A 22,815-nucleotide genomic window follows, 5' to 3' on the forward strand; every position below is an offset into this window, starting at 1 on the left:
ATCGGGAGTTTGCCTCAAAGCGAGCCAATCTCGATGGACTGCAACGGCACTGCCGCGCTTGTGGTGGCGAGTCCCACCGGAAGCGCGAGCGGACGATGGGCAGGGTACCCAGGCCCAGTGCCCCTGAAGGGCACAAGTTTTGTCTCGGATGCGGTGAAGCGAAGCCGCACTCTGAGTGGCACCGGAATAGCTCAGCCTCCGATGGCCTCGCGACGCGTTGCAAGGCATGCCGCGTGGTCGATGGTCGGGCGGGGCATCTCAAGCGCTCGTACGGCATGACCGAGACCGATCGTGACGAAATGATCGCCGCTCAGGGCGGGGTCTGCGTGATCTGCCAAGAAGGTCTGGCGGAGCATGTGGATCACGATCATCAGACGGGTAAGGTCCGAGGCGTACTGTGCTTCAGCTGTAACGCAGCCCTGGGGCAGCTCAAGGATCGGCCGGACGTCATGAGGCGTGCAGCCGCTTACGTGGAAGGAAACCTGTGGAACCCAACACTCGTAGCACAGGGCGTCTACCGGCAGCCTTCCTGACGCCGGGGTCGTCGTCCTTCATGGACTTCCTGGGCGCGCACTCGCCCGAGATGCTGCCTGGCAATCGCAAGCTGCCGGAGGGTGTCATCGAGGCGCCGCACGGGACGACCATCGTCGCCGCCACCTTCCCCGGCGGGGTGGTCCTCGCCGGTGACCGGCGGGCGACCATGGGGAACATGATCGCGCAGCGGGACATCGAGAAGGTGTTCCCCGCCGACGAGTACTCCGCCGTCGGTATCGCCGGTACGGCCGGCCTGGCCGTGGAGATGGTCAAGCTGTTCCAGCTGGAGCTGGAGCACTTCGAGAAGGTGGAGGGGACGACCCTGTCCCTGGAGGGCAAGGCCAACCGGCTCTCCACCATGATCCGGAGCAATCTGGGGATGGCCATGCAGGGCCTGGCCGTCGTGCCGCTGTTCGCGGGCTACGACGAGGCCAGGGAGAAGGGCCGGATCTTCTCCTACGACGTGACCGGCGGCCGCTCCGAGGAGCACGGTTACGCCGCCACCGGTTCCGGTTCGATCTTCGCCCGGGGCTCCATGAAGAAGCTCTACCGTCCCGATCTGACGGAGGAGCAGGCCACCACCCTGGTCGTCCAGGCGCTGTACGACGCCGCCGACGACGACTCGGCGACCGGTGGGCCCGACCTGTACCGCCACATCTACCCGATCGTCACCGTGATCACGGACGAGGGGTTCCGCAGGCTGACCGACGACGAGTCGCAGGAGCTCGCCCGTACGGTCACCAACCGTCGGCTGGAGCAGCCCGACGGCCCGCGCGCCGCCCTGCTCTGACCATCCGTCGCCCCGTAGGAGCCCAGAAGAAAGGGACGGACAGCCGGTGTCGACTCCGTTCTATGTGTCACCCCAGCAGGCCATGGCCGACCGGGCGGAATACGCCCGCAAGGGCATCGCCCGCGGTCGCAGCCTGGTCGTGCTGCAGTACGCCGACGGCATCGTGTTCGTCGGCGAGAACCCGTCCCGTGCGCTGCACAAGTTCAGCGAGATCTACGACCGGATCGGCTTCGCTGCCGCCGGCAAGTACAACGAGTACGAGAACCTGCGGATCGGCGGTGTGCGGTACGCGGACCTGCGCGGGTACACCTACGACCGTGACGATGTGACGGCCCGTGGGCTGGCGAACGTCTACGCGCAGACGCTCGGCACGATCTTCTCCTCGGCGGGTGAGAAGCCGTACGAGGTGGAGCTGGTGGTCGCGGAGGTCGGTGCGACGGCCGCGGGTGACCAGATCTACCGGCTGCCGCACGACGGGTCGATCGTGGACGAGCACGGTTCGGTCGCGGTCGGTGGCAATGCCGAGCAGATCAGTACGTTTCTGGATCAGCGTCACCAGGACGGGATGACGCTGTCGGAGGCGTTGAAGCTGGCGGTGCAGGCGCTGTCCAGCCAGGCGAACGGCGCTGACAAGACGATTCCGGCGGAGCGGCTGGAGGTCGCGGTGCTGGACCGTACGCGGGCGCAGCAGCGCAAGTTCAAGCGGATCCGGGGCCGGCAGCTGGCGCGGTTGCTGGAGGCGGATGTGACGGCGGCGGTGCAGGCCGATGCCGTGTCGAACGACGAGGCGCCGGAGGACGACGCCGAGTAGTCGCTGTGTGGGAGGGGCCCCGGTTCGTCGTTTCGGCGGGCCGGGGCTTCGTCGTGTCCGGGCCGGGGCCGGGTCAGGGGGTGGGGGCGGGGCCCGTGGAGTCGCGGACGACGAGGCGGACGGGGATGTCGGGGGCGGTCCAGGCGGTGCCTTCGAGGACGGCGAGGAGGGCGGTCATGCCTTGTTCGCCGACGCGTTCGGCGGGGAGGTGGACGGTGGTGAGTTCGGGCTCGACGGCGGTGGCGAGGGCGAGGTCGTCGAAGCCGGTGACGGAGAGGTCCTCGGGGATGCGCAGGCCGAGGCGGCGGGCGGCCTTGCAGGCGCCGGCAGCGAGGATGTCGTCGTCGCAGACGATGGCGGTGGGCCGGTCCCGGGGGGTGGCCAGGGCGGCCTCCAAGGCCGTCCGGGCGCCGTCGACGGTGAGGGGGGACCGTACGGTGCGCAGCTCGGCGTCGGGGTCCAGGAGGGCGGTGAGGGCCTCGGCGCGGGTGTGGAAGGTCCAGGAGTCCACGGCGGAGGCGAGGTGGAGGAAGCGGCGGTGGCCGTGGGCCAGGAGGTGTTCGGTGACCTGGCGCATGCCGTCGGCCATGGCGAGGTTGACGTGGGCGGCTGCGGTGCCGGCGGCGGGGTCGCTGTCGAGCATGACGAGGGGGAGGGTGTTGCCGCCGATGGCGTCGAGGGTGTGGGCGGCCATCGAGGAGGCGATGACCCCGTCGAGGGCGGCGCGGGCGGAGGCGAAGGGGTCGCGGGCCGGGCCGGTGCCGTCGGGAGAGGGGTAGAGGACGACGCCGAAGCCGTGTTCGGCGGCGACGCGGGCCGCCCCGGTGTAGACGCGGGCGAAGAATTCGTTGGTGAGGGCGGGGACGACGAGGAGGGCGGTCCGGGTGGTGCCGAGGCGGAGGTTGCGGGCGGCGAGGTTGGGGCGGTAGCCGAGGCGGGTGGCGGTTTCGCGGACGTGGGTGGCGGTGCGTTCGGAGACGCGGCCGGGCCATTTGTCGCCGAGGACGAGGGAGACGGTGGCCTGGGAGACCCCGGCGGCGGTGGCCACGTCGCGGCTGGTGGGTCTCGTCACAGGGTGCTCCTGGAGTGCGAGGTCGGGGGGTGCGGGCGGGTCTGCGGGGTGGACCGGCGGACTGCGGCCATGGTACGTATGACGGGTCACGTTATACGTATTACTTTGGTTTACTTCCCGGCCGGGTCCGGGCAGAAGGGGGCCGACATGGCCGCGGGATACGCGGAGCTGCTGAGGACCAGGCACGCCGCGAGGCTGCTGGTGGGCACGCTCGTGGGCCGGCTGCCCAATGCCACGGGGCCGATCGCGATCGTGCTGTTCACGCGTGCCGAGGGCGGCAGCTACAGCCTGGCGGGGGCTCTGGCCGCCGCGTACGGGCTGGCGAACGCGGTGGGTCAGCCGCTGCTGGGGCGGGCCGTGGACCTGTTCGGGCAGCCGCGGGTGCAGCTGCCGGCCGCACTGGTCTCGGCACTGGGCATGGTGTGGCTGGCGCTCGCGGGCACGGGGTCGGCGGTGGCCGCGTACGCCGCGGTGGTGGTCGCGGGGCTGTTCACGCCGCCGCTGGAGGGCGGGCTGCGGGCGCTGTGGCCGGGGGTGCTGGGCGGCCGCGAGGAGAAGGTGCACGCCGCGTACGCGATGGACGCCGTGGCCCAGGAGGTCATGTTCACGGTCGGTCCGCTGCTGGTGACGCTGTTCGTGGCGATGTGGTCGCCTGCGGGGGCGCTGCTGGCGCTGAACGCGATCGGTGTGCTGGGTGCGCTGTCCGTGGTGGTCAGTGAGCCGTCCCGGAAGTGGCGTTCGGCGCCGCGGGAGGCGCACTGGCTGGGGGCGCTGCGTTCGCGCGGGCTGCTGGCGCTGCTGGGTGCGTTCTTCTTCGTGGGGATGGCGCTGGGTTCGATCACGGTGGCGGGTGTGGCGTACGCGGATGATCACGGCGGTCAGGCGGTGTACGGCTGGCTGATGGCGGCGCTGGGGCTGGGTGCGCTGATCGGTGGTGTGTTCTACGGTGCGCGGCAGTGGGCCGGTGCGCCCGAGCGGCGGCTGCGGCTGCTGGTGGGGCTGCTGGCGGTCTGCTATCTGCCGCTGATGCTGGTTCCGGGCGCGGTGGCGATGACGGCGCTGTCGGCGCTGTCAGGGGTGTTCCTGGCGCCCGGGCTGGCGTGTGCGTTCATCGTGGTGGACCGGCATGCTCCGGCGGGCACGGTGACGGAGGCGTTCTCGTGGCTGGTGACGTTCTTCGGGGTGGGTGCGGCGATCGGTACGGCGGCGGCGGGGCCGGCGGTGGAGCTGGGCGGTACGGCGGCGGGCTTCGGTGTGGCGGGTGTGGCGGGCTTTTCGGCGCTGCTGGTTCTGATGGTCACTCAGCGGGTGCTGGCAACGGGCGGGCGCAGTCGCGCGGTGGCGGGCTCGTCCGAGGGTGTGCCGCAGGGCTCTTCTGACGTGCCGTCGGAGGCGGCGTCGGCGTCCTGATCGGCGGGTGCGCCGGATGGGCCGATCGGGCCGTGATCGGGGCGCGGATCGGCCCGCTGCGGGGGACTGATCGAAACGGCGCTCCCGAACCCGGTTTCAGAAGAGGGCAGAAGGCGTAATGTTCAGTCATGGACCGCCGCATTTTCGGGCTGGAGAACGAGTACGGCGTCACGTGCACGTTCAGGGGACAGCGCCGACTGTCTCCTGACGAAGTGGCGCGCTACCTCTTCCGCCGTGTTGTGTCATGGGGCCGCAGCAGCAATGTCTTCCTGCGGAACGGCGCCCGCCTGTACCTCGACGTGGGTTCGCATCCGGAATATGCAACTCCCGAATGCGACAACGTGACCGAGCTGGTCACTCACGACAAAGCAGGCGAGCGCATTCTCGAAGGTCTGCTCGTCGACGCCGAACGCCGCCTGCACGAGGAGGGAATCGCGGGCGACGTCTATCTCTTCAAGAACAACACCGACTCGGCGGGCAACTCGTACGGCTGCCACGAGAACTACCTGGTGGCCCGGCACGGGGAATTCTCCCGCCTGGCGGACATTCTCATTCCGTTCCTTGTCACGCGGCAGCTGATCTGCGGCGCCGGCAAGGTGCTGCAGACGCCGCGGGGTGCGGTCTACTGCGTGAGCCAGCGGGCCGAGCACATCTGGGAGGGCGTCAGCTCTGCCACGACCCGTTCGCGGCCGATCATCAACACCCGGGACGAGCCGCACGCGGACGCCGAGCGCTACCGCAGGCTGCACGTCATCGTGGGTGACTCGAACATGTCCGAGACGACCATGCTGCTCAAGGTCGGGGCCACCGACCTGGTGCTGCGCATGATCGAGGCGGGCACGGTGATGCGGGACCTGACCCTGGAGAACCCGATCCGGGCGATCCGTGAGGTCAGCCACGACATCACGGGTCAGCGCAAGGTGCGCCTCGCGAGCGGCCGGGAGGCCTCGGCGCTGGAGATCCAGCGGGAGTACTACGACAAGGCGGTGGACTTCGCCGAGCGCCGGGGGATCCGTACCGGCGTGGTGGACCAGGTGCTGGAGCTGTGGGGCCGCACGCTGGACGCGATCGACGCGGAGGACCTGGACCGGATCGGGACCGAGATCGACTGGGTCATGAAGTACCAGCTGATCGAGCGGTACCGGGCGAAGCACAACATGACCATGTCGAATCCGCGGGTGGCTCAGATAGACCTCGCGTATCACGACATCCACCGCCGGCGCGGGCTGTACTACCTGCTGGAGCGCAAGGGGCAGGCGGCGCGGATCTGCAACGACCTGAAGATCTTCGAGGGCAAGTCGGTGCCCCCGCAGACGACGCGGGCGCGGCTGCGCGGGGACTTCATCCGCCGGGCGCAGGAGCAGCGGCGGGACTTCACGGTCGACTGGGTGCACCTGAAGCTCAATGACCAGGCGCAGCGGACGGTGCTGTGCAAGGACCCGTTCCGGTCGGTGGACGACCGGGTGGAGAAGCTGATCGCGGGCATGTAGGACCCGCAGAGTGACCGCAGTGTGACATCGCACTCCTCGCCAGGGCCTCGTACGTCTCTCGTACGGGGCCCTGTGCACGGCTTAGAGTGGCGAGCGACCGCTTTGCCGTCTGAGATCTGAGGAACACGTGCGCCGACTTGCCGGCCTGCTTGTCGTACCCCTGCTGCTGCTGACGACCGCAGCGTGTGGCGACGACAGCGGCTCCGACTCCGCCCAGATGAAGAACGGGGCCCCCGCGATCACCAAGGGTGCCGCCTTCGGGGAGACGCCCACCCTGTCGAAGGGGAAGGGCACGCCGCCCAAGGAACTCAAGGTGGTGACCATCAGCGAGGGCGCCGGGCAGGTGCTCAAGAAGAACGACATCGCGCAGGTCAACTACCTCGGCCAGGTGTGGGACGGCAAGGAGCCGTTCGACCAGAGCTTCGGGCGGCCCGCGCCGTTCGACGTGACGATCGGTGCCGGCGCCGTCATCAAGGGCTGGGACCAGGGCCTGGAGGGCCAGAAGGTCGGCAGCCGTGTCGAGCTGGTGATCCCGCCGGAGCTCGGTTACGGGGCCCAGGGCTCGGGCGAGAAGATCAAGCCGAACGCCACGCTGGTCTTCGTCGTGGACATCGTCAAGGGCGCGACCGTCCCGGCCTCGGCCACGGGCAAGGAAGTCGCCCAGGACAACAAGGACCTGCCCAAGGTCGGCACGAACACGGACGGCAAGGAAGTCTCCGTGACCGTCCCGAAGGACACCGCCGAGCCCGCCAAGCTGGTCTCGGACTACGTCCTGGAGGGTGACGGCGCGGTCGTGAAGGACACCGACAGCGTCGTCGTCAAGTTCAACGGCAAGACGTGGAAGGACGACAAGTCCTTCGAGAGCACCTACACCAGCGACCAGACGGTCACCTGGCCGCTGGGTGAGCTTTCGGTCAAGGGTCTGAAGGACGGCATCGTCGGCAAGAAGGCCGGCAGCCGCATCCTGCTGGTCATCCCGCCGGACCAGGCCTTCGGCGACAAGGAGCAGGGCACCATCCCGGCGAAGTCGACGCTGGTCTTCAGCCTCGACATCCTCGCGGTGATGTAAGACTGTTCCGGTTGACCGTTTCGTACGTATGAGGAGAAGTTCCGTGAGTGACCTCCAGAAGCCCGAGATCGACTTCCCCGAGGGCGAGGCCCCCAAGGACCTCGTGATCGAGGACATCTGGCTGGGCGACGGCGCCGAGGCCAAGAAGGGCGACCGGGTCTCCGTCCACTACGTGGGTGTGGCCTTCTCCACCGGCGAGGAGTTCGACGCTTCCTGGAACCGCGGCTCCGCGCTGCAGTTCCAGCTCGGCATCGGTCAGGTCATCGCCGGCTGGGACCAGGGTGTCCAGGGCATGAAGGTCGGCGGCCGCCGCAAGCTGGTCATCCCCGCCCACCTCGCCTACGGCGACCGTGGCGCGGGCGGTGCGATCGCCCCGGGCGAGACGCTGATCTTCGTCTGCGACCTGGTCAAGGTCGGCTGATCCGGACCTCCGCGATCGGTCGAGGGGCCCCCGCCGTCCGGCGGGGGCCCCTCGCTTTTTGCCCGGGCGCGCCGGGGCGGTACGGTCAACGGTCAATGGGTCCGTCCGTGTCGGGTCACGGCCCGTGTGACGGTCCGACGGATATGCAGGCGGAGAAGGGCGGATGGGCGTCGATGGCGATTGCCAAGGCCGAGCGGCTGATGAATCTGGCGCTGTGTCTGCTGGGGACCCGCCGGCCGCTCAGCAAGCGGGAGTTGCGCGGTTCCATCGAGGCCTACATGGAGGCCGGCAACGACGAGTCCTTCAACCGCATGTTCGAGCGGGACAAGGACGACCTGCGTGAACTCGGCCTCGTCATCGAGACCGTGGAGAACCTGGACGGCGAGACCGGTTATCTGGCCCGCCGGGACAGCAACCGGCTGCCTCCCGTATCGCTGGACGCCGAGGAGGCCGCCGCCCTGGGGCTGGCCGCCAAGGTCTGGCAGCAGGCGCGGCTGGCGGGGGCCGCCAGCGGGGCCCTGCAGAAGCTGCGCGCGGGCGGGATGCCCGAGGCGGAGGACCCGTACGCGGGGCAGCACAGCGCGATCGAGCCGCGCATCCCGGTCCACGAGGCGGCCTTCGAGCCGCTGATGCTGGCCTGCCGGGACCGCCGGCCGGTGGTCTTCGACTACCGCAAGTCCACCGCCGCCAGCCCCGAGACCCGGCAGGTCGAGCCCTGGGCGCTGGAGTGCTGGCGCGGCCACTGGTACCTGGCCGGCTACGACCGCGACCGCGGGGCGGAGCGGGTGTTCCGGCTCTCCCGGATCACCGGCAAGGTCCGCTCCCGGGCCGCGAAGTACACCGCCGAGGTGCCGGACGTCGTGACCGTACGGGAGACCGTGGCGAGCTGGGCCGGTGAGAGCGCGGACCGCAGCGCGCTGATCCGGCTGCGGGCCGGGGCGGGCTACCCGCTGCGGGCCAAGGCCACCGCGGTGCGCGAGGGCGGGGACGGCTGGGACGAGCTGGAGATCCCTTACGGGCACGGGCTGGACGCCTGGCTGGTGGAGTTCGGGCCCGACGTCGTCGTGGTCGGTCCCGCCGACCTGCGGGCGGACGTGGTGGACCGGCTGCGGGCCGTGGCCGGGGCCTGACCCGGGCCGATCCCGGGGCCCGCGGACCCGCGGGCCCGGCGGCCGATCCGCGGCCGCACCGTTCCACACGAGCGACATCCACAGATGTGCCCTGAGGGGGAGACGTACCAGCATGGCTGCCAACGCCATCGACCAGACCCGCCGGATGCTGTCCCTGGTGACCTACCTGCGCGAGCGCCCCGGTGCGCACGTCGCGGACGTCGCGCGCGCCTTCGGGATCACCGAGGACGAGCTGATCTCGGACCTCGACGTGCTGCCCATGTGCGGGACGAGCTTCCGGGGCGGGGACCTGCTCGACATCGACACCGACGGGGAGCGCATCTGGTGGCGCAACCCCGACGCCTCGGGGGAGTCCACCGCCGAGCCGCTGCGGCTGGCCGCCGACGAGGCGACCGCGCTGCTGGTGGCCGCGCGCGCCGTGGCCACCCTGCCCGGGCTGCGCGAGAGCGACCGGGACGCCCTGCTGCGGGCCACGGCCAAGCTGGAGGCGGCCGCGGGCGAGGTGGCCGGGGCCAGCTCCCGGCTGTCGGTGACCTTCGAGTCCGAGGGCGGGGTCTTCGCGGACGTCGACCGGGCCATCGCGGAGCGCCGGCGGCTGTGGCTGCGCTACTACTCGCCCGCGCGGGACGAGCTCACCGAGCGCACGGTCGACCCGATCCGGCTCTTCGCGGTGGGGCACACGTACATGGAGGGCTGGTGCCACCTCTCGGAGGCCCGGCGCACCTTCCGGCTCGACCGGGTCGCGGAGATCCGGCTGCTGGACGAGCGGGCCGAGCCGCCCGCCATCGAGCCGCGCGACCTGTCCGAGGGCCTGGTCCAGCCGGCGGCCGAGGACCCGGAGGTCGTGGTCGAGGTGGGGCCGGGCGGGCGCTGGGTCGCCGAGTACTACCCGCACGACAGCGCGGAGGAGCTGGCCGGGGGCGGTCTGCGGATCACCCTGCGCAGCCCGGACCCGGCCTCGCTGCGCCGGCTGGCGCTGCGGCTGGGCCGTGAGGGCCGGATCGTGGCTCCGGCCGAGCTGGCCGACAGCGCGCGCAGCGCGGCCCGGGAGGCACTGGCGGGGTACGGGGAACAGGTCTGAGAGGAGCGCGGTCGATGTCGCCAACGTCCGGGCCCGTCGCCTTCAAGGCCTCCTGTCCCGACTGCCGTGCCCGCTTCGAGCTGGACGCGGGCGCCCTGCGGCTGGCCATCGGCGGTAGCCGGCGGACCACTTTCTATTCCTTCACCTGTCCTGAATGCGGTGCCGCCGTACGCAAACCCGCCGGCGAGCGGATCGTGGAACTGCTCACCGGTGGTGGCGTGAGCACCCTGCGCAGCATCTGACCGGGCCGGTGGCCTAGGCTCGCCCCATGCTGTGGCCGATGTTCGCAATTGCCCTGGGTTTCCTCGGAGTGGCCGTGCTCGCCGTGCTCGCGGTACGGGTGTACGTGGAGGTGCGCAGACTGGCCTCCCAGGTGGCGCAGGCCAGCCGCCGGGTCACCGACGCCTCCGCGGATCTCGAGCGGGCGGCCGTCGACCTGGCCCGGGCCGGACACGGCGTACGTACCTAGGGTGTGTCTTGCCGCAGGACGAATGTGTGTGTCCGGGGCATTGCGGACCTGCCCGAGTGCAAGCGGGAGGACCCCCGGGGATTGCCGGGCGTTAACCCCCTGGGGTTACGATCCTCGGTAGAGCAAGTCCTAAGGCGCCCGTCCGGCGTGCTGTGAACCTCGGAGATAAAGGAAGATACCTATGGGCAACTTCAGGGGTTGGGAAATCCTCGTCATCGTCGGACTCGTCATCCTGCTGTTCGGCGCCAAGAAGCTTCCCGACATGGCCCGCTCCCTCGGCAAGTCGGCCCGCATCCTCAAGAGCGAGGCCAAGGCCATGAAGAAGGACGGCGAGAGCGACGACGTCGCCACCGCCGCGCCCGCGGACCAGTCCGCCCAGCCCGTCGCCCCGCGTACCATCCAGGCCGCTCCGGGTGACGTCAGCAGCTCGCGTCCGGTCGGCGAGCCGAACCGCACCGCCCAGGGCTGACACCCGCCGTACACGCCAGTCATCTGCAACGAGACAAGGGACGTGGGTTGCTCAAGTCTGCCCGCAAGCAGGAGAAGAAGGAACGACAGGCGAAGGACGCCGAAGGGCGCATGCCTCTCGTCGAGCACCTGCGTGAGCTTCGAAACCGCCTGCTGAAGTCGGTCCTGGCGATCGTGGTGATCACGATCGTCGCCGCGTTCTTCTACCGGGAGATCATCAACTTCCTGTTGAAGCCGATGCTGGACTCCGTCGGCTGTACGGACGGTGTGGTGACCCAGCGCAACGGTCGCCCCTGCGCCGACATGACCGTGAACGGCCTGATCTCCGCGTTCTCGATCGCCCTGAAGGTCGCGCTGATGGCCGGTGTGGTGCTGTCCGCCCCGGTGTGGCTGTACCAGCTGTGGGCGTTCGCCGCGCCCGGGCTGCACAGTCACGAGAAGAAGTACGCGCGGAGTTTCGTCGCGGTCGGTGCCCCCCTCTTCCTGACCGGCGCGGTGATCGCGTACAAGATCCTCCCGCAGACCGCGACGATCATGCTCGAGTTCACCCCCGACCACGCGCGCAACCTGCTGCCGGTCGACGACTACCTCGACCTGGTCACCCGCATGGTGATCGTGTTCGGCCTGGCCTTCGAGCTGCCGCTGCTGCTGATCCTGCTGAACTTCACCGGGGTGCTCACCGGCAAGCGGCTGGCGAGCTGGTGGCGGGGCATGGTGCTCGGCATCACGATCTTCGCCGCCTTCGCGACCCCCACCGGTGACCCGCCGACGATGCTCGCGCTGGCCGTGCCCATCGTGGCCCTCTACTTCGCCGCGCTCGGCATCTGTCTCCTCAACGACCGCAGGCGCAGGCGCAACGACCCCGACGCGGATCTGAGCGACGACGAGGCCTCCCGGCTGGATCTCACCCCGTCGCCGATCGGCGAGCTGGAATCCGTGCCGGCTCCCGCGGCGCTGCCCGAGCAGGCCGACGGCGGACGCCAGCGGATCAACGGCTACGACGACGCCACCTGACGGGGACGCCCCCGGCTGGCGCCGGGAGGTGTTTTCGGGGGCGGCCGGGGCCCGGGAACGGGCTCCGGTACATTCCCGTGGATGAGTTACGAGGTCACCCTCTTCGTCAATCCCACAGCCGGACGCGGCCGGGGCGCGCACGCCGCGCAGCCGGCCGCTTCGACTGTCCGCGCGGCCGGTTTCTCCGTACGGACCGTGGTGGGCGCCGACGCGCCGGACGCGCTGGCCCGGCTGACGGCCGCCGTCCGGGAGGGCACCGGTGCGGTGATCGCGGTGGGCGGTGACGGGATGGTCTCCCTGGCGCTCCAGGCCCTGGCGGGGACGCCGGTGCCGCTCGGGGTGGTCGCGGTGGGCACCGGCAACGATTTCGCGCGCGCCACGGGGCTGCCCGTACGGGATCCGGAGCGGGCCGGACGGATGGCCGCCGAAGCCCTCAAGGAGAGCCGGATCCGGGAGATCGACCTGGGCCGGGTGGGCGGCGCCGACTACGAGAAGTGGTTCGGGACGGTGCTGTGCTCCGGCTTCGACTCGCGGGTCAACGACCGGGGCAACCGGATGCGACTGCCGGTCGGCCGGTTCAAGTACGACCTGGCGATGATCGCGGAGCTGGCCGCCTTCCGGCCGTTCCCGTACCGGATCACGCTGGACGACGGGCCGGTGATCGAGACCGAGGCCACGCTGGTGGCCGTCGGCAACGGGTCCTCCTACGGCGGGGGCATGCGCATCTGCGCGGACGCCGTCCCCGACGACGGGCTCTTCGATGTCACGGTGGTCGGCGACTGCAGCCGGGCCACCCTGCTCAAGGTGTTCCCGCAGGTCTACAAGGGCCGCCACCTCGGCCATCCGAAGGTGACCGTCCACCGGGCCAGGAAGATCACCCTGGAGGCGGCGGGCCTGGGCGCGTACGCGGACGGCGAGCCGCTGGGAGTGCTTCCGGTGACCGCGGAGTGCGTCCCCCGGGCGGTCCGGCTGCTCACTTAAATGATCGCGACTGTTGTCGGAGGCGGCGGGTAGGCTCGACAGCAAGATGACCGAAGAACTCTCACCCGCCGAGCGGTACGCCGCTGCCCGGATCCGCGCCGCCGAAGAGGCCTCTGCCCTGGCCCCCTTCCGCGAGATGTACGACTTCGACCTGGACCCGTATCAGGTCGAGGCCTGCAAGGCGCTGGAGGCCGGCAAAGGCGTCCTCGTCGCCGCCCCGACCGGCTCGGGCAAGACCATCGTCGGCGAGTTCGCCGTGCACCTGGCCCTCCAGCAGGGCCGCAAGTGCTTCTACACGACGCCGATCAAGGCGCTCTCGAACCAGAAGTACGCCGACCTCGTCAAGCGCTACGGCGCCGACAAGGTGGGCCTGCTGACGGGTGACAACAGCGTCAACTCCGAGGCGCCGGTGGTCGTGATGACCACCGAGGTGCTCCGCAACATGCTGTACGCGGGCTCCCAGTCGCTGCGCGGTCTCGGCTACGTCGTGATGGACGAGGTCCACTACCTCTCCGACCGGTTCCGCGGGGCCGTCTGGGAGGAAGTGATCATCCACCTCCCCGAGTCGGTGACCCTGGTCTCCCTGTCGGCCACCGTGTCCAACGCCGAGGAGTTCGGCGACTGGCTGGACACCGTGCGCGGGGACACCGAGGTGATCGTCTCCGAGGAGCGGCCCGTACCGCTGTGGCAGCACGTCATGGCCGGCCGCCGGATCTACGACCTCTTCGAGGAGGAGTCCGACCACGGCGGCCGCGGCTCCGCGCGCCGCGAGGTCAATCCCGATCTGCTGCGCATGGCGCGCGAGGAGAACAGCCGCACCTACAGTCCGAAGGACCGGCGGCGCGGCAAGATGGTCCGCGAGGCCGACCGCGAGCGCGAGCGGCGATCCCGCGGCCGGATCTGGACCCCGTCCCGGCCCGAGGTCATCGCCCGCCTCGACAACGACGGGCTGCTGCCCGCCATCAACTTCATCTTCAGCCGGGCCGGCTGCGAGGCCGCCGTCCAGCAGTGCCTGTTCGCGGGCCTGCGGCTCAACGACGAATCCGCGCGGCTCAGGGTGCGCGAGATCGTCGAGGCGCGGACCGCCTCCATCCCCACCGAGGACCTGCACGTCCTCGGGTACTACGAGTGGCTCGAAGGGCTGGAGCGGGGCATCGCCGCGCACCACGCGGGCATGCTGCCCACCTTCAAGGAGGTCGTGGAGGAGCTGTTCGTACGCGGCCTGGTCAAGGCCGTCTTCGCCACGGAAACCCTGGCGCTGGGCATCAACATGCCCGCGCGCACGGTGATCCTGGAGAAGCTGGTCAAGTGGAACGGCGAGCAGCACGCCGACATCACCCCCGGCGAGTACACGCAGCTGACCGGCCGGGCCGGGCGGCGCGGCATCGACGTCGAGGGCCACGCGGTGGTGCTCTGGCAGCGCGGCATGGACCCGGCGGGGCTCGCCGGGCTCGCGGGTACCCGTACGTATCCGCTGCGTTCCAGCTTCAAGCCCTCGTACAACATGGCCGTGAACCTGGTCAGCCAGTTCGGGCGGCACCGCTCGCGCGAGCTCCTGGAGACTTCCTTCGCGCAGTTCCAGGCCGACCGCTCGGTCGTCGGGATCTCCCGGCAGGTGCAGCGCAACGAGGAGGGCCTGGAGGGCTACCAGGAGGGCATGACCTGCCACCTGGGGAACTTCGAGGAGTACGCGCAGCTGCGCCGCGACCTGAAGGACCGTGAGACGGAGCTGGCCAAGCAGGGCGCCGCCCAGCGCCGGGTGCAGGCGGCCAGTTCGCTGGAGAAGCTCAAGCCGGGCGACATCATCCACGTGCCGACGGGCAAGTTCGCCGGGCTCGCGCTGGTCCTGGACCCGGGCGTGCCGGCCGGGCGGGTCCACGGGCACCGCGGGTACGAGTACGCGGAGGGCCCGCGCCCGCTGGTCCTCACCGCCGAGCGGCAGGTCAAGCGGCTCGCCGCGATCGACTTCCCGGTCCCGGTCGAGGCGCTCGACCGGATGCGGATCCCCAAGACCTTCAACGCGCGCTCGCCGCAGTCCCGCCGGGACCTGGCGTCCCAGCTGCGGACCAAGGCCGGGCACATCACGCCCGAGCGGCGCTCCCGCGGCCGGGCCGCGGCCGCCGACGACCGTGAGATCGCCCGGCTGCGCAGTGAGCTGCGGGCGCACCCCTGCCACGGCTGCGACGAGCGCGAGGACCACGCCCGCTGGGCGGAGCGCTACCACCGGCTCAAGCGGGACACCCAGCAGCTGGAGCGGCGGATCGAGGGCCGGACGAACACCATCGCCCGCACCTTCGACCGGATCCACGCGCTGCTGACCGAGCTGGACTACCTGCGCGAGGACGAGGTCACCGTGCACGGCAAGCGGCTCGCCCGGCTGTACGGGGAGCTGGACCTGCTGGCCTCCGAATGCCTGCGGGCCAGGGTGTGGGAGGGGCTCAGCCCGGCCGAACTGGCCGCCTGCGTCTCGGCGCTGGTCTTCGAGGCGCGGCAGTCCGACGACGCGGTCGCGCCGAAGGTGCCCGGCGGCGCGGCGAAGGAGGCGCTGGGCGAGATGGTCCGGATCTGGGGCCGCCTCGACGCGCTGGAGGAGGAGCACCGCATCAACCAGGCGGAGGGCGTGGGCCAGCGCGAGCCGGACCTCGGCTTCGCGTGGGCGGCGTACCAGTGGGCCTCCGACAAGAGCCTGGACGAGGTGCTGCGCGAGGCGGAGATGCCGGCCGGTGACTTCGTGCGCTGGTGCAAGCAGGTCATCGACGTGCTCGGGCAGGTCGCGGCGGCGGCTCCGGCGGCCTCCGGTGACAGCGGGAGCACGGTGGCGCGCAATGCCCGCAAGGCCGTGGACGCGCTGCTTCGGGGTGTAGTGGCCTACAGCTCGGTCGGCTAGGCGGTTTTGGGGCTTCCTCCGAGAGTGGGGATGGCTCGATCTGATCTCTTGCCATGATCGAATCGGCGTGCCCTGTGCGACGATCGATTCCATGAGTGGGGGAACGGACGAGGGTCCGAGACGCGTCGGCCGGCCACGTGCCGACCGGCTGAGACCGGACAGCGGCCGGCCGCCGCGCGAGGAACTCCTCTGCGTGGCGGCCGAGTTGTTCACCGACCAGGGATACGCGGCGACCACCACGCGGGCCGTCGCCGAACGGGCCGGGATGCGCCAGGCCACGATGTACCACTACTTCGCCGGCAAGGAGGAACTCCTCGCCGAACTGCTGGAGTCCACGGTCGCACCCTCGCTGGTGCTGGCCCGGCAGCTGCTCGCGGACGACGGGCGGTGCGCCGCGCGGCGGCTGTGGGAGCTGTGCCGCTCCGACGTACTGCTCCTGTGCGGCGGGCCGTACAACCTGGGGGCGCTCTACCTGCTGCCCGAGCTGGGCGGTTCGCGCTTCACGCGGTTCCGCCGGATGCGCGGGGAACTCAAGGACGCCTACCGGGTGTTGCTCGCCGGGACCCGCGTCGGCGCCGAACTGGCCGGGGACAAGGCGGGGCTGACGCTCCGGGGCGACCTCGTCTTCGGGCTCATCGAAGGCGTCATGCTGATCCACCGCACGGATCCGGAGCGGCCGGTGACGGCCTTCGCGGAGGCCACCGCGGACGCGGCGCTGCGGATCGCGGGCGTCGGCCCGCCGGCCTGACGGCCCGCCGGTCCATCCGCCGGTCTAACCGCCGGTTCCGGCCTCCCAGCCCGCGCGGTCGTCCCAGGCCTGGAGGGTGCGGCCGCTCTCGAAGCGGTGCACCCGCGCGGTCACCGGGTCGGTGAACGCCAGCACCCGGGCCAGGAGTTGCAGCGGCCTGCGGTAGTCGTCCGGGGCCGGGTCGGTGACCTGCGGATACACCGGGTCGCCGAGGATGGGCAGACCCAGGCTGTTCATGTGGACCCGCAGCTGGTGGGTGCGGCCGGTGCGCGGGGTCAGCCGGTAGCGGGCCAGCCCGCCCCGGGCCTCGACGCACTCGACCAGGCTCTCGGCGTTGGGCTCGCCGCCGGGCACCTCGACCGCCGCGATGACCCCGCGGGCCTTCTCGATCCGGCTGCGGACCGTGCGCGGGAGGGTGCGGGCGAGTTCCGGGTCGTGCGGTGCGAGTGCCTCGTACTCCTTGTGCACCTCGCGCCGCTGGAAGAGGAGCTGGTAGGCGCCGCGGTCCTCGGGCCGGACGCTGAACATCACCAGTCCCGCCGTCAGCCGGTCCAGCCGGTGCGCGGGGCTGAGGCCGGGCAGGTCCAGCTCCTCGCGGAGCCGGGCCAGGGCGGTCTCGGTGATGTGGGAGCCGCGCGGGGTGGTGGCCAGGAAGTGCGGCTTGTCCACGACCAGCAGGTGCGCGTCCCGGTGGACGACGGAGATCGGGAAGGGCACCCGCGGCTCCGGCTCCATGTCCCGGTGGAACCACACGTAGGCGCCCGGCTCGTACGGGTCCTGCGCGCGCAGGACCCGCCCGCCGGGGCCCAGCACCCGGCCCGCCGCCAGCAGGCGGGCGACCGAGTCGGCGCCGCGGGTGCCGGCGTAGCGCGCCGCGAGGTAGTCGCCGAGATCCGGCCATGTCCCGTCCGGGTCGGGCGGGAGCCGCAGCCGGACCGGGTCGATGCCGGACCGCTGGGGGAGGGGCGAGGGGGGTGGCTGGGCTCTGCGTCTCATCGGGGAACAGGCTATGCGGCTACCGCTGGGTGAAAGTGCCCAGGTGGTCGGCGTCGAGGTATTCGATGCGCAGGGTGCCGTCGGCGAAGATCACACCGGTGCGGCCGACCGCGTTCTCGCCCGTGGTCACGAAGCTGAAGGTGTCCCCGTCGTAGTGGGTGAGCGGGAAGCGCAGGGGCTTCGGGCCGAGGGCGAGGGTGAGCGCGCCGTTGTCGTCGGCGGTCACGGTGGCCTTGCCGTAGTAGGGGTTGTCGTAGGTGCCGGTGTACGCGGCGCTGTCCCGGGCCGGCTTCGCACCGGTGGGCGGGTGGGCGTAGTCGGTGGTCGGCGCCGCGCCCTGGGGTGCGAGGGCCGCGGCGTAGGCGGAGGCGGCCAGCGGGAGCCAGTCGGTGGAGACCTTGCCGTGCTCGGCGTAGTCGAAGAAGTCCAGGGCGACGGCGTCGGGGAGGCCGACCGGGGCGCCGTTGGTCAGGACGACGATGCCGAGCCGCTCCAGCGGGAGCATGGTGACGTTGGTGTTGGCTCCGAGTTCGAAGCCGCCGGAGTGGCTCAGGCGCAGGCGGCCGGCGCTGTCGTAGCTGACGTTCCAGCCGAGCCCGTAGAAGCTGGTGCTGCCGACGGCGTTGGCCGGCTGGGAGACGATCTCGGGCAGGTGGGTCCGGGCGAGGGTGTCGGCGGGGATGATCCGCTTTCCGTCGAGGGTGCCGCCGGACAGTTGCAGCCGCAGCCAGCGGGCCATGTCGGTGGCGGTGGAGCTGACCCCGCCGGCCGGGGCCTGGGCGTCGGGATCGCGGACGAAGCGGGGGCTCCAGGTGCCGTCGGCGTTCTTGACGTGGGTGGAGGCGTGGTCGGGGGCGTTGATGAAGGCGGAGAACTCGGTGCTCGTACGGGTCATGCCGGCGGGCTTGAAGAGGGTGTCGGCGCTGAGCTTCTGCCAGCTGGTGCCCTTGGCGCGGGCGACGGCCTCGGCGGCCGCGGTGAGCCCGAAGTTGGTGTAGGCGTAGCTCGCCCGGAACGGACTCAGGGGCTCCAGCCGCATGTGGTCGAAGATGTACGCCTGGTCGTAGCCGAGGTCTTCGAGGAGGTCGCCGGCGTGGTCGGGGAGGCCGCTGCGGTGGGAGAAAAGGTCGGCGGTGGTGACGTGGTCGGTGACCCAGGGGTCCTTCAGGGAAAACCCGGGCAGCACGGTGCGGTCGTCCCACTCCTGGGGGTCGGTGAGGGCGCCGGCCACGACCGTGGAGGAGACGGGCTTGGACACCGAGGCGAGCTGGAAGACGGTGTCGGGGCCGACCTTCGCGCTCTCGCCGGTCCTGCGGAGTCCGTAGCCCTTGATGTGGACGACCTTGTCGTCGTGGACGACGGCCACGGACACACCAGGGACGCCGGTGCGGCGCATCATGTCCTCGACGGTGCGGTCGAGGCGGGCGACGGCCTTGGCGACGGCGGCGTCCGTGATCTGGGGCTTCGGGGCGGGGGGCGGGCTGGGCGCGGCCGTTGCCGGCAACGCCACCGCCGCGGTCAGCAGCACCGCGGCCCCGGCTGCCCCTAGGGCGGGGAGCGTACGCATGGAGCCATTGTCCTGCCGGCGGCCGCGGGGCGCCCGTCGCCTGTCCGGCGGTGGGCGCGTGCGGCGCCGTCGGCGAGGGCGCTGCCCCCGGGCCCCCGCGCCTCGAACTCCCCCAGCCACCGCTGGGAGGTGCCCCCTGGCGGGGCTCGAAGGAGAACGCCGGCGGGGACGGGCCCGCCGGCGTGGGGAAACCTTTAGGCAGCGGCGCGGTGTTCCTGTTCGGCCTCGACCGAGGCGTTCCAGTCGCGCTTGATCGCGCGCCAGCCCTCGTCCGTCTCGCCCAGGCGCCAGTAGCCCGAGATCGACAGGCGCTCGCGCGGGACACCGCGCTCCATGCGGAGGTGGCGGCGCAGGTCCTTGACGAAGCCGGCCTCGCCGTGGACGAAGGCGTGCACGTCCGTGGAGGGGAACTCCATGGCGGTGACGGCCTCCACCAGGGCCTCGCCCACCGGGCGGTCGCCGCGGTGCAGCCAGATCGGGACGACGCCGTCCGGGGTGGCGACCTTCAGCTCGTCGGCCGGACCGTCGATCTCGACGATGGCGTGGACCCGTGCGCCCGCCGGCATCCGCTCCATGGCGGCGGCGATCGCCGGAAGGGCGCTCTCGTCGCCCACCAGGAGGTGCCAGCCGGCCACCGGATCCGGGGCGTAGGCGCCGCCCGGGCCGAGGAAGCGTACGAGCTCGCCCGGCTGAACCCGCGCCGCCCAGGGGCCGGCCAGGCCCTCGTCGCCGTGGACGACGAAGTCGAGGGTCAGCTCCAGGTGCGCGGGGTCCCAGCTCCGCACCGTGTACGCGCGCTGGCGCGGCCACTGCGCGCGGGGGAAGTCTGCGCGGATCCGGTCCAGGTCCCACGGCGCGGGGTAGCTGACGCCCGCCGGGGCGAACAGCAGCTTGACGTAATGGTCGGTGTACTCGCCCGCGCCGAACTCCCGGAGGCCCTCACCGCCCAGCACGAGCCGCACCATGTGCGGCGAAAGCCGCTCGGTGCGTACGACGACGGCGGTGCCGACGGTGCGGGCGCGTCCTTCTGCCACGGTGACTCCCCTGACTCCATGAAACTTAGCCTTACCTAAGTTATCACCTCATGGGCGTAGCGCACTGCTCAGCCGAGCGACTGCGCCACCCAGACCCCACCGATGGGCTAGCGCATCCACGAGTTCGGGCTGCGCCGGGGCCGTCGGACGGGTCGGGTCGAACGCCGGCAGCGGCACGTCAGAGGCCACCTTGACCACCTTCGGCGCCACCGCCAGATAGGGCCGGGTCTCGTCCAGCCGCTTGCGCTGGGTCGGGGTCAGCTTCGACTTCGGATCGTCGATCGCCGCGATGATCCCGGCCAGGGTGCCGTAGGTGTCCAGGAGTTTGGCGGCCGTCTTCTCACCGATGCCGGGGACGCCCGGCAGGCCGTCGCTCGGGTCGCCGCGCAGCAGTGCCAGATCCGCGTAACCGGGGCCGTCCACCCCGTACTTCTCGCGGAGCCACGCCTCGTCGGTCACCTGCAGGGTGCCCACGCCCTTGAGCGGATACAGCACCCGCCGCTGCCGGGCGTCGTCCACCAGCTGGTACAGGTCCCGGTCGCCGGTGACGATGTCCACCGGACCGTTCGCGCGGGCGGTGAGCGTTCCGATCACGTCGTCCGCCTCGTACCCGGCGACCCCGACCCGGGCGATGCCGAACGCGTCCAGCGCCGCCTCGATGATCGGGACCTGCGGGGCGAGCGTGTCCGGGGTCTCCTCCACGTCGGGGCCGGTCTCGGTCTCCTCGGCCACCCGGTGCGCCTTGTAGGAGGGGATCAGCTCCACCCGCCAGTGCGGCCGCCAGTCGGCGTCCATGCACGCCACCAGATCGTCCGGCCGGTGGTCCTGGACGAGCCGGCCGATGAAGTCGAGCAGCCCGCGCACGGCGTTGACCGGGGTGCCGTCGGGAGCCTTCACCGAGTCCGGCACACCGAAGTAGGCGCGGTAGTAGAGGGAAGCGGTGTCCAGGAGCATCAGGCGTCGTGTCGTCACGGAGTCGATGATGCCGCAACGCACCACGGCGGATGTCCGGGCCGCCCGGACCGCCCGCGCCGCGACGGACAGTGAGCGCATGTGTACGGGAAGGGCCGTGCACGCGAAACCGGAGGCGGTTGCTGCGTAAGGTGCTTACAGCACACCGATGTGCGACAGACATGGGGAGGGCAGCCCCGACATGAACGACAGGGACGGCACCGACGGCAGCGATGGCATGGACGGCAAGCTGAACGACAGGGACGACAAGAGCAAGGACAAGGACGGCAAGGAGCCGCTCCGGGTGGGCGTGGCCGTGCGCAAGCGGCGCCGCGCGCTCCATCTCACGCTGGCCGCCGTGTCTGCGCGCAGCGGCCTGTCGGTGCCCTTCCTGAGTCAGATAGAGAACGAGCGGGCCCGGCCCAGCATGCGGTCCCTGGAACGGGTCGCGGACGCGCTGGAGACCACGGCCGTCGAGCTGCTGGCCGCCTCCGACACCGCGCGCACGGTGAACCTCGTCCGGGCCGGTGACGCCTCCGGTCTCACCCCGCTCCCGGGCGTACGCCCCCTCGTGCGCGGGCACCACCAGCTGCACGCGATGGAGTTCACCGGGGACCAGGACGCCGGACGCGAGTACCAGCACCGCAACGACGAACTGATGTACGTCGTCGAGGGCGCCTGCCAGGTCGAGGCGGAGGGGCGGGCGTACCGGCTGGAGAGCGGGGACGCGCTGTTCCTGTCCGGGGGCGTGCGGCACCGCTGGCGGGCGGTCACCGAGGAGACCCGGATCCTGGTCGTCGCGGTGGGCGAGCACATCCACGCGACCTCCGAGCCCCCGTCGCCGGGACACTGAGCGGCGTGCGGCGGGTCGTCTCGCTGGTGCCCTCGCTGACCGAGGCGGTGGCCGTGAGCGCGCCGGGGCTGCTGGTCGGGGTCACCGACTGGTGCACGCATCCCGGGGCCCTGGGCGACGCGGTGCGGATCGGGGGGACGAAGAACCCCGACGTACGGCGGATCGCGGAGCTCCGGCCGGACCTGGTGATCGCCAACGAGGAGGAGAACCGGGCCCCCGACCTCGCAGCGCTGCGCGCGGCCGGGGTCGAGGTGCTGGTCACCGAGGTACGGGACCTCCCGCAGGCCCTGCGGGAGCTGGACCGGGTACTGGTGGGGGCGCTGGGGCTGACGAGGCCGGGGTGGCTGGGGGACGCGGAGCGCGCGTGGGCCGCGGTGGAGCCGGCCGGCGCGCTCACCGCCTTCGTGCCGATCTGGCGCCGTCCGTGGATGGTGCTGGGCCGGGACACCTTCGCAGGAGATCTGCTGGCACGGCTCGGGGTCCGCAACGTCTACGCCGGACACCCGGAGCGGTATCCCCGGGTGCCGGTGGAGGAACTCGCGTCGGCCGGCTGCGACCTGGTGGTGCTCCCGGACGAGCCGTACCGGTTCACGGCCGAGGACGGCCCGGAGGCCTTCCCGGGCCTGCCCGCCGCCCTGGTGAGCGGCCGCCACCTGACCTGGTACGGGCCCTCGCTGGCCGAGGCGCCGGCGGTGCTGTCGCAGGCCCTGCGCGCGGCGCCGTAGCGCTCGGCCCGGCCGGTCGGTGGTGCCGGGTCGCTGCGCGGCTGGGCTCCGGCGGGTCGGTGGTGCCGGGTCGCTGCGCGGCTGGGCTCCGGCGGGTCGGTGGTGCCGGGTCGCTGCCCCGGACCCCGCGCCTCAAGCGCCGGCGGGGCTGGGTGGTGTGGGTCGGTGCCCCGCCGGAGTATCTCCTCGGCTCGCGCGGTGCGGCATGTCGCGGCCGTACCCGGTGGTGCGCGCTCGTCCTGCGGGGACACTCCGCCGTGTCCCCGCCCCACGGCAGGGCTCCGGCAGTGCCCCGAAGCCGCCCCGGCGCGTGG

General features: G+C 71.5%; 23 protein-coding genes. 18 read left to right on the top strand and 5 right to left on the bottom strand.

Going from position 1 to position 22,815, the window contains the following annotated elements; all coding sequences use genetic code 11:
- Positions 1–275 precede the first annotated feature (275 nt).
- From ACZ573_RS27565 to prcA, 3 genes are read left to right on the top strand one after another with little or no spacing between them, the layout of a single operon-like run.
- Entirely contained in the window at positions 276–533 is a 258-nt protein-coding gene (locus ACZ573_RS27565; protein WP_471308785.1) for an endonuclease VII domain-containing protein, read from the top strand.
- On the top strand, positions 485–1,324 hold the full coding sequence (gene prcB, locus ACZ573_RS27570) for a proteasome subunit beta (RefSeq protein WP_471308789.1): 840 nt from the start codon (positions 485–487) through the stop codon (positions 1,322–1,324). Before ACZ573_RS27565 ends, prcB begins: the two co-directional genes overlap by 49 nt.
- Before the next feature lie 46 nt (positions 1,325–1,370).
- On the top strand, positions 1,371–2,135 hold the full coding sequence (prcA, locus tag ACZ573_RS27575; protein WP_301372204.1) for a proteasome subunit alpha: 765 nt from the start codon (positions 1,371–1,373) through the stop codon (positions 2,133–2,135).
- Between the two features lie 73 nt (positions 2,136–2,208).
- Here the strand turns inward: prcA and ACZ573_RS27580 are convergent, their stop codons facing one another.
- Positions 2,209–3,207: a LacI family DNA-binding transcriptional regulator gene (locus ACZ573_RS27580; protein ID WP_471308791.1), complete on the bottom strand. Its 999-nt coding sequence runs from the start codon at positions 3,205–3,207 to the stop codon at positions 2,209–2,211.
- Between the two features lie 147 nt (positions 3,208–3,354).
- On the opposite strand from ACZ573_RS27580, the gene ACZ573_RS27585 reads away from it, so the two are divergent.
- The 13 genes from ACZ573_RS27585 to ACZ573_RS27645 all read left to right on the top strand — a co-directional run bounded on the left by ACZ573_RS27585 (position 3,355) and on the right by ACZ573_RS27645 (position 16,375).
- Complete coding sequence (locus ACZ573_RS27585; protein WP_471308794.1) at positions 3,355–4,617, top strand: MFS transporter; 1,263 nt, start codon at positions 3,355–3,357, stop codon at positions 4,615–4,617.
- Between the two features lie 128 nt (positions 4,618–4,745).
- On the top strand, positions 4,746–6,107 hold the full coding sequence (gene pafA, locus ACZ573_RS27590; protein WP_030016332.1) for a Pup--protein ligase: 1,362 nt from the start codon (positions 4,746–4,748) through the stop codon (positions 6,105–6,107).
- Between the two features lie 127 nt (positions 6,108–6,234).
- Positions 6,235–7,176, top strand: coding sequence for an FKBP-type peptidyl-prolyl cis-trans isomerase (locus ACZ573_RS27595; protein ID WP_471308796.1), 942 nt, complete (start codon positions 6,235–6,237; stop codon positions 7,174–7,176).
- Between the two features lie 28 nt (positions 7,177–7,204).
- The gene (locus ACZ573_RS27600) at positions 7,205–7,597 is read left to right on the top strand and encodes an FKBP-type peptidyl-prolyl cis-trans isomerase (protein WP_301372209.1); all 393 of its coding nucleotides are present in this window, start codon (positions 7,205–7,207) and stop codon (positions 7,595–7,597) included.
- Between the two features lie 173 nt (positions 7,598–7,770).
- Positions 7,771–8,727 (top strand): helix-turn-helix transcriptional regulator, encoded by a 957-nt coding sequence (locus ACZ573_RS27605; RefSeq protein ID WP_301372210.1) that lies wholly within the window; start codon positions 7,771–7,773, stop codon positions 8,725–8,727.
- 112 nt (positions 8,728–8,839) lie between these two features.
- On the top strand, positions 8,840–9,808 hold the full coding sequence (locus tag ACZ573_RS27610; protein WP_301372211.1) for a helix-turn-helix transcriptional regulator: 969 nt from the start codon (positions 8,840–8,842) through the stop codon (positions 9,806–9,808).
- 14 nt (positions 9,809–9,822) lie between these two features.
- Positions 9,823–10,050, top strand: a complete 228-nt coding sequence (locus ACZ573_RS27615) for a CpXC domain-containing protein (protein ID WP_030011077.1) — start codon at positions 9,823–9,825, stop codon at positions 10,048–10,050.
- A 26-nt stretch (positions 10,051–10,076) separates the two neighbouring features.
- Entirely contained in the window at positions 10,077–10,277 is a 201-nt protein-coding gene (locus tag ACZ573_RS27620; RefSeq protein ID WP_468116651.1) for a hypothetical protein, read from the top strand.
- 181 nt (positions 10,278–10,458) lie between these two features.
- Positions 10,459–10,746, top strand: a complete 288-nt coding sequence (gene tatA / locus ACZ573_RS27625; RefSeq protein WP_471308803.1) for a Sec-independent protein translocase subunit TatA — start codon at positions 10,459–10,461, stop codon at positions 10,744–10,746.
- 47 nt (positions 10,747–10,793) lie between these two features.
- A complete protein-coding gene (gene tatC, locus ACZ573_RS27630; RefSeq protein ID WP_471308806.1) occupies positions 10,794–11,759 on the top strand; it encodes a twin-arginine translocase subunit TatC in 966 nt (321 codons plus the stop codon).
- An 81-nt stretch (positions 11,760–11,840) separates the two neighbouring features.
- Positions 11,841–12,740, top strand: coding sequence for a diacylglycerol kinase (locus ACZ573_RS27635; RefSeq protein WP_471308810.1), 900 nt, complete (start codon positions 11,841–11,843; stop codon positions 12,738–12,740).
- Between the two features lie 46 nt (positions 12,741–12,786).
- A complete protein-coding gene (locus ACZ573_RS27640) occupies positions 12,787–15,627 on the top strand; it encodes a DEAD/DEAH box helicase (RefSeq protein ID WP_471308812.1) in 2,841 nt (946 codons plus the stop codon).
- 91 nt (positions 15,628–15,718) lie between these two features.
- Entirely contained in the window at positions 15,719–16,375 is a 657-nt protein-coding gene (locus ACZ573_RS27645; RefSeq protein WP_471308814.1) for a TetR/AcrR family transcriptional regulator, read from the top strand.
- A gap of 24 nt (positions 16,376–16,399) precedes the next feature.
- On the opposite strand, the gene ACZ573_RS27650 is transcribed toward ACZ573_RS27645, so the two are convergent.
- From ACZ573_RS27650 to ACZ573_RS27665, 4 genes are all read right to left on the bottom strand, one after another.
- The gene (locus tag ACZ573_RS27650) at positions 16,400–17,371 is read right to left on the bottom strand and encodes an RluA family pseudouridine synthase (protein ID WP_471308817.1); all 972 of its coding nucleotides are present in this window, start codon (positions 17,369–17,371) and stop codon (positions 16,400–16,402) included.
- 19 nt (positions 17,372–17,390) lie between these two features.
- Positions 17,391–18,938 carry a serine hydrolase gene (locus tag ACZ573_RS27655; RefSeq protein WP_471308820.1) on the bottom strand — a complete coding sequence of 516 codons (1,548 nt, stop codon included), beginning with the start codon at positions 18,936–18,938 and terminating at the stop codon, positions 17,391–17,393.
- Positions 18,939–19,132: 194 nt separating this feature from the next.
- Positions 19,133–19,972: a siderophore-interacting protein gene (locus tag ACZ573_RS27660; protein ID WP_471308824.1), complete on the bottom strand. Its 840-nt coding sequence runs from the start codon at positions 19,970–19,972 to the stop codon at positions 19,133–19,135.
- Positions 19,973–20,020: 48 nt separating this feature from the next.
- Positions 20,021–20,926: a 5'-3' exonuclease gene (locus ACZ573_RS27665; RefSeq protein WP_471308863.1), complete on the bottom strand. Its 906-nt coding sequence runs from the start codon at positions 20,924–20,926 to the stop codon at positions 20,021–20,023.
- Positions 20,927–21,161: 235 nt separating this feature from the next.
- Here ACZ573_RS27665 and ACZ573_RS27670 point away from each other — a divergent pair, with 235 nt between their 5' ends.
- A complete protein-coding gene (locus ACZ573_RS27670) occupies positions 21,162–21,776 on the top strand; it encodes a helix-turn-helix domain-containing protein (RefSeq protein ID WP_471308866.1) in 615 nt (204 codons plus the stop codon).
- Entirely contained in the window at positions 21,773–22,501 is a 729-nt protein-coding gene (locus ACZ573_RS27675; protein WP_471308870.1) for a helical backbone metal receptor, read from the top strand. Before ACZ573_RS27670 ends, ACZ573_RS27675 begins: the two co-directional genes overlap by 4 nt.
- The last annotated feature ends 314 nt before the right edge of the window (positions 22,502–22,815 follow it).

The sequence above is a fragment of the Streptomyces sp. NPDC040545 genome (assembly GCF_055595065.1).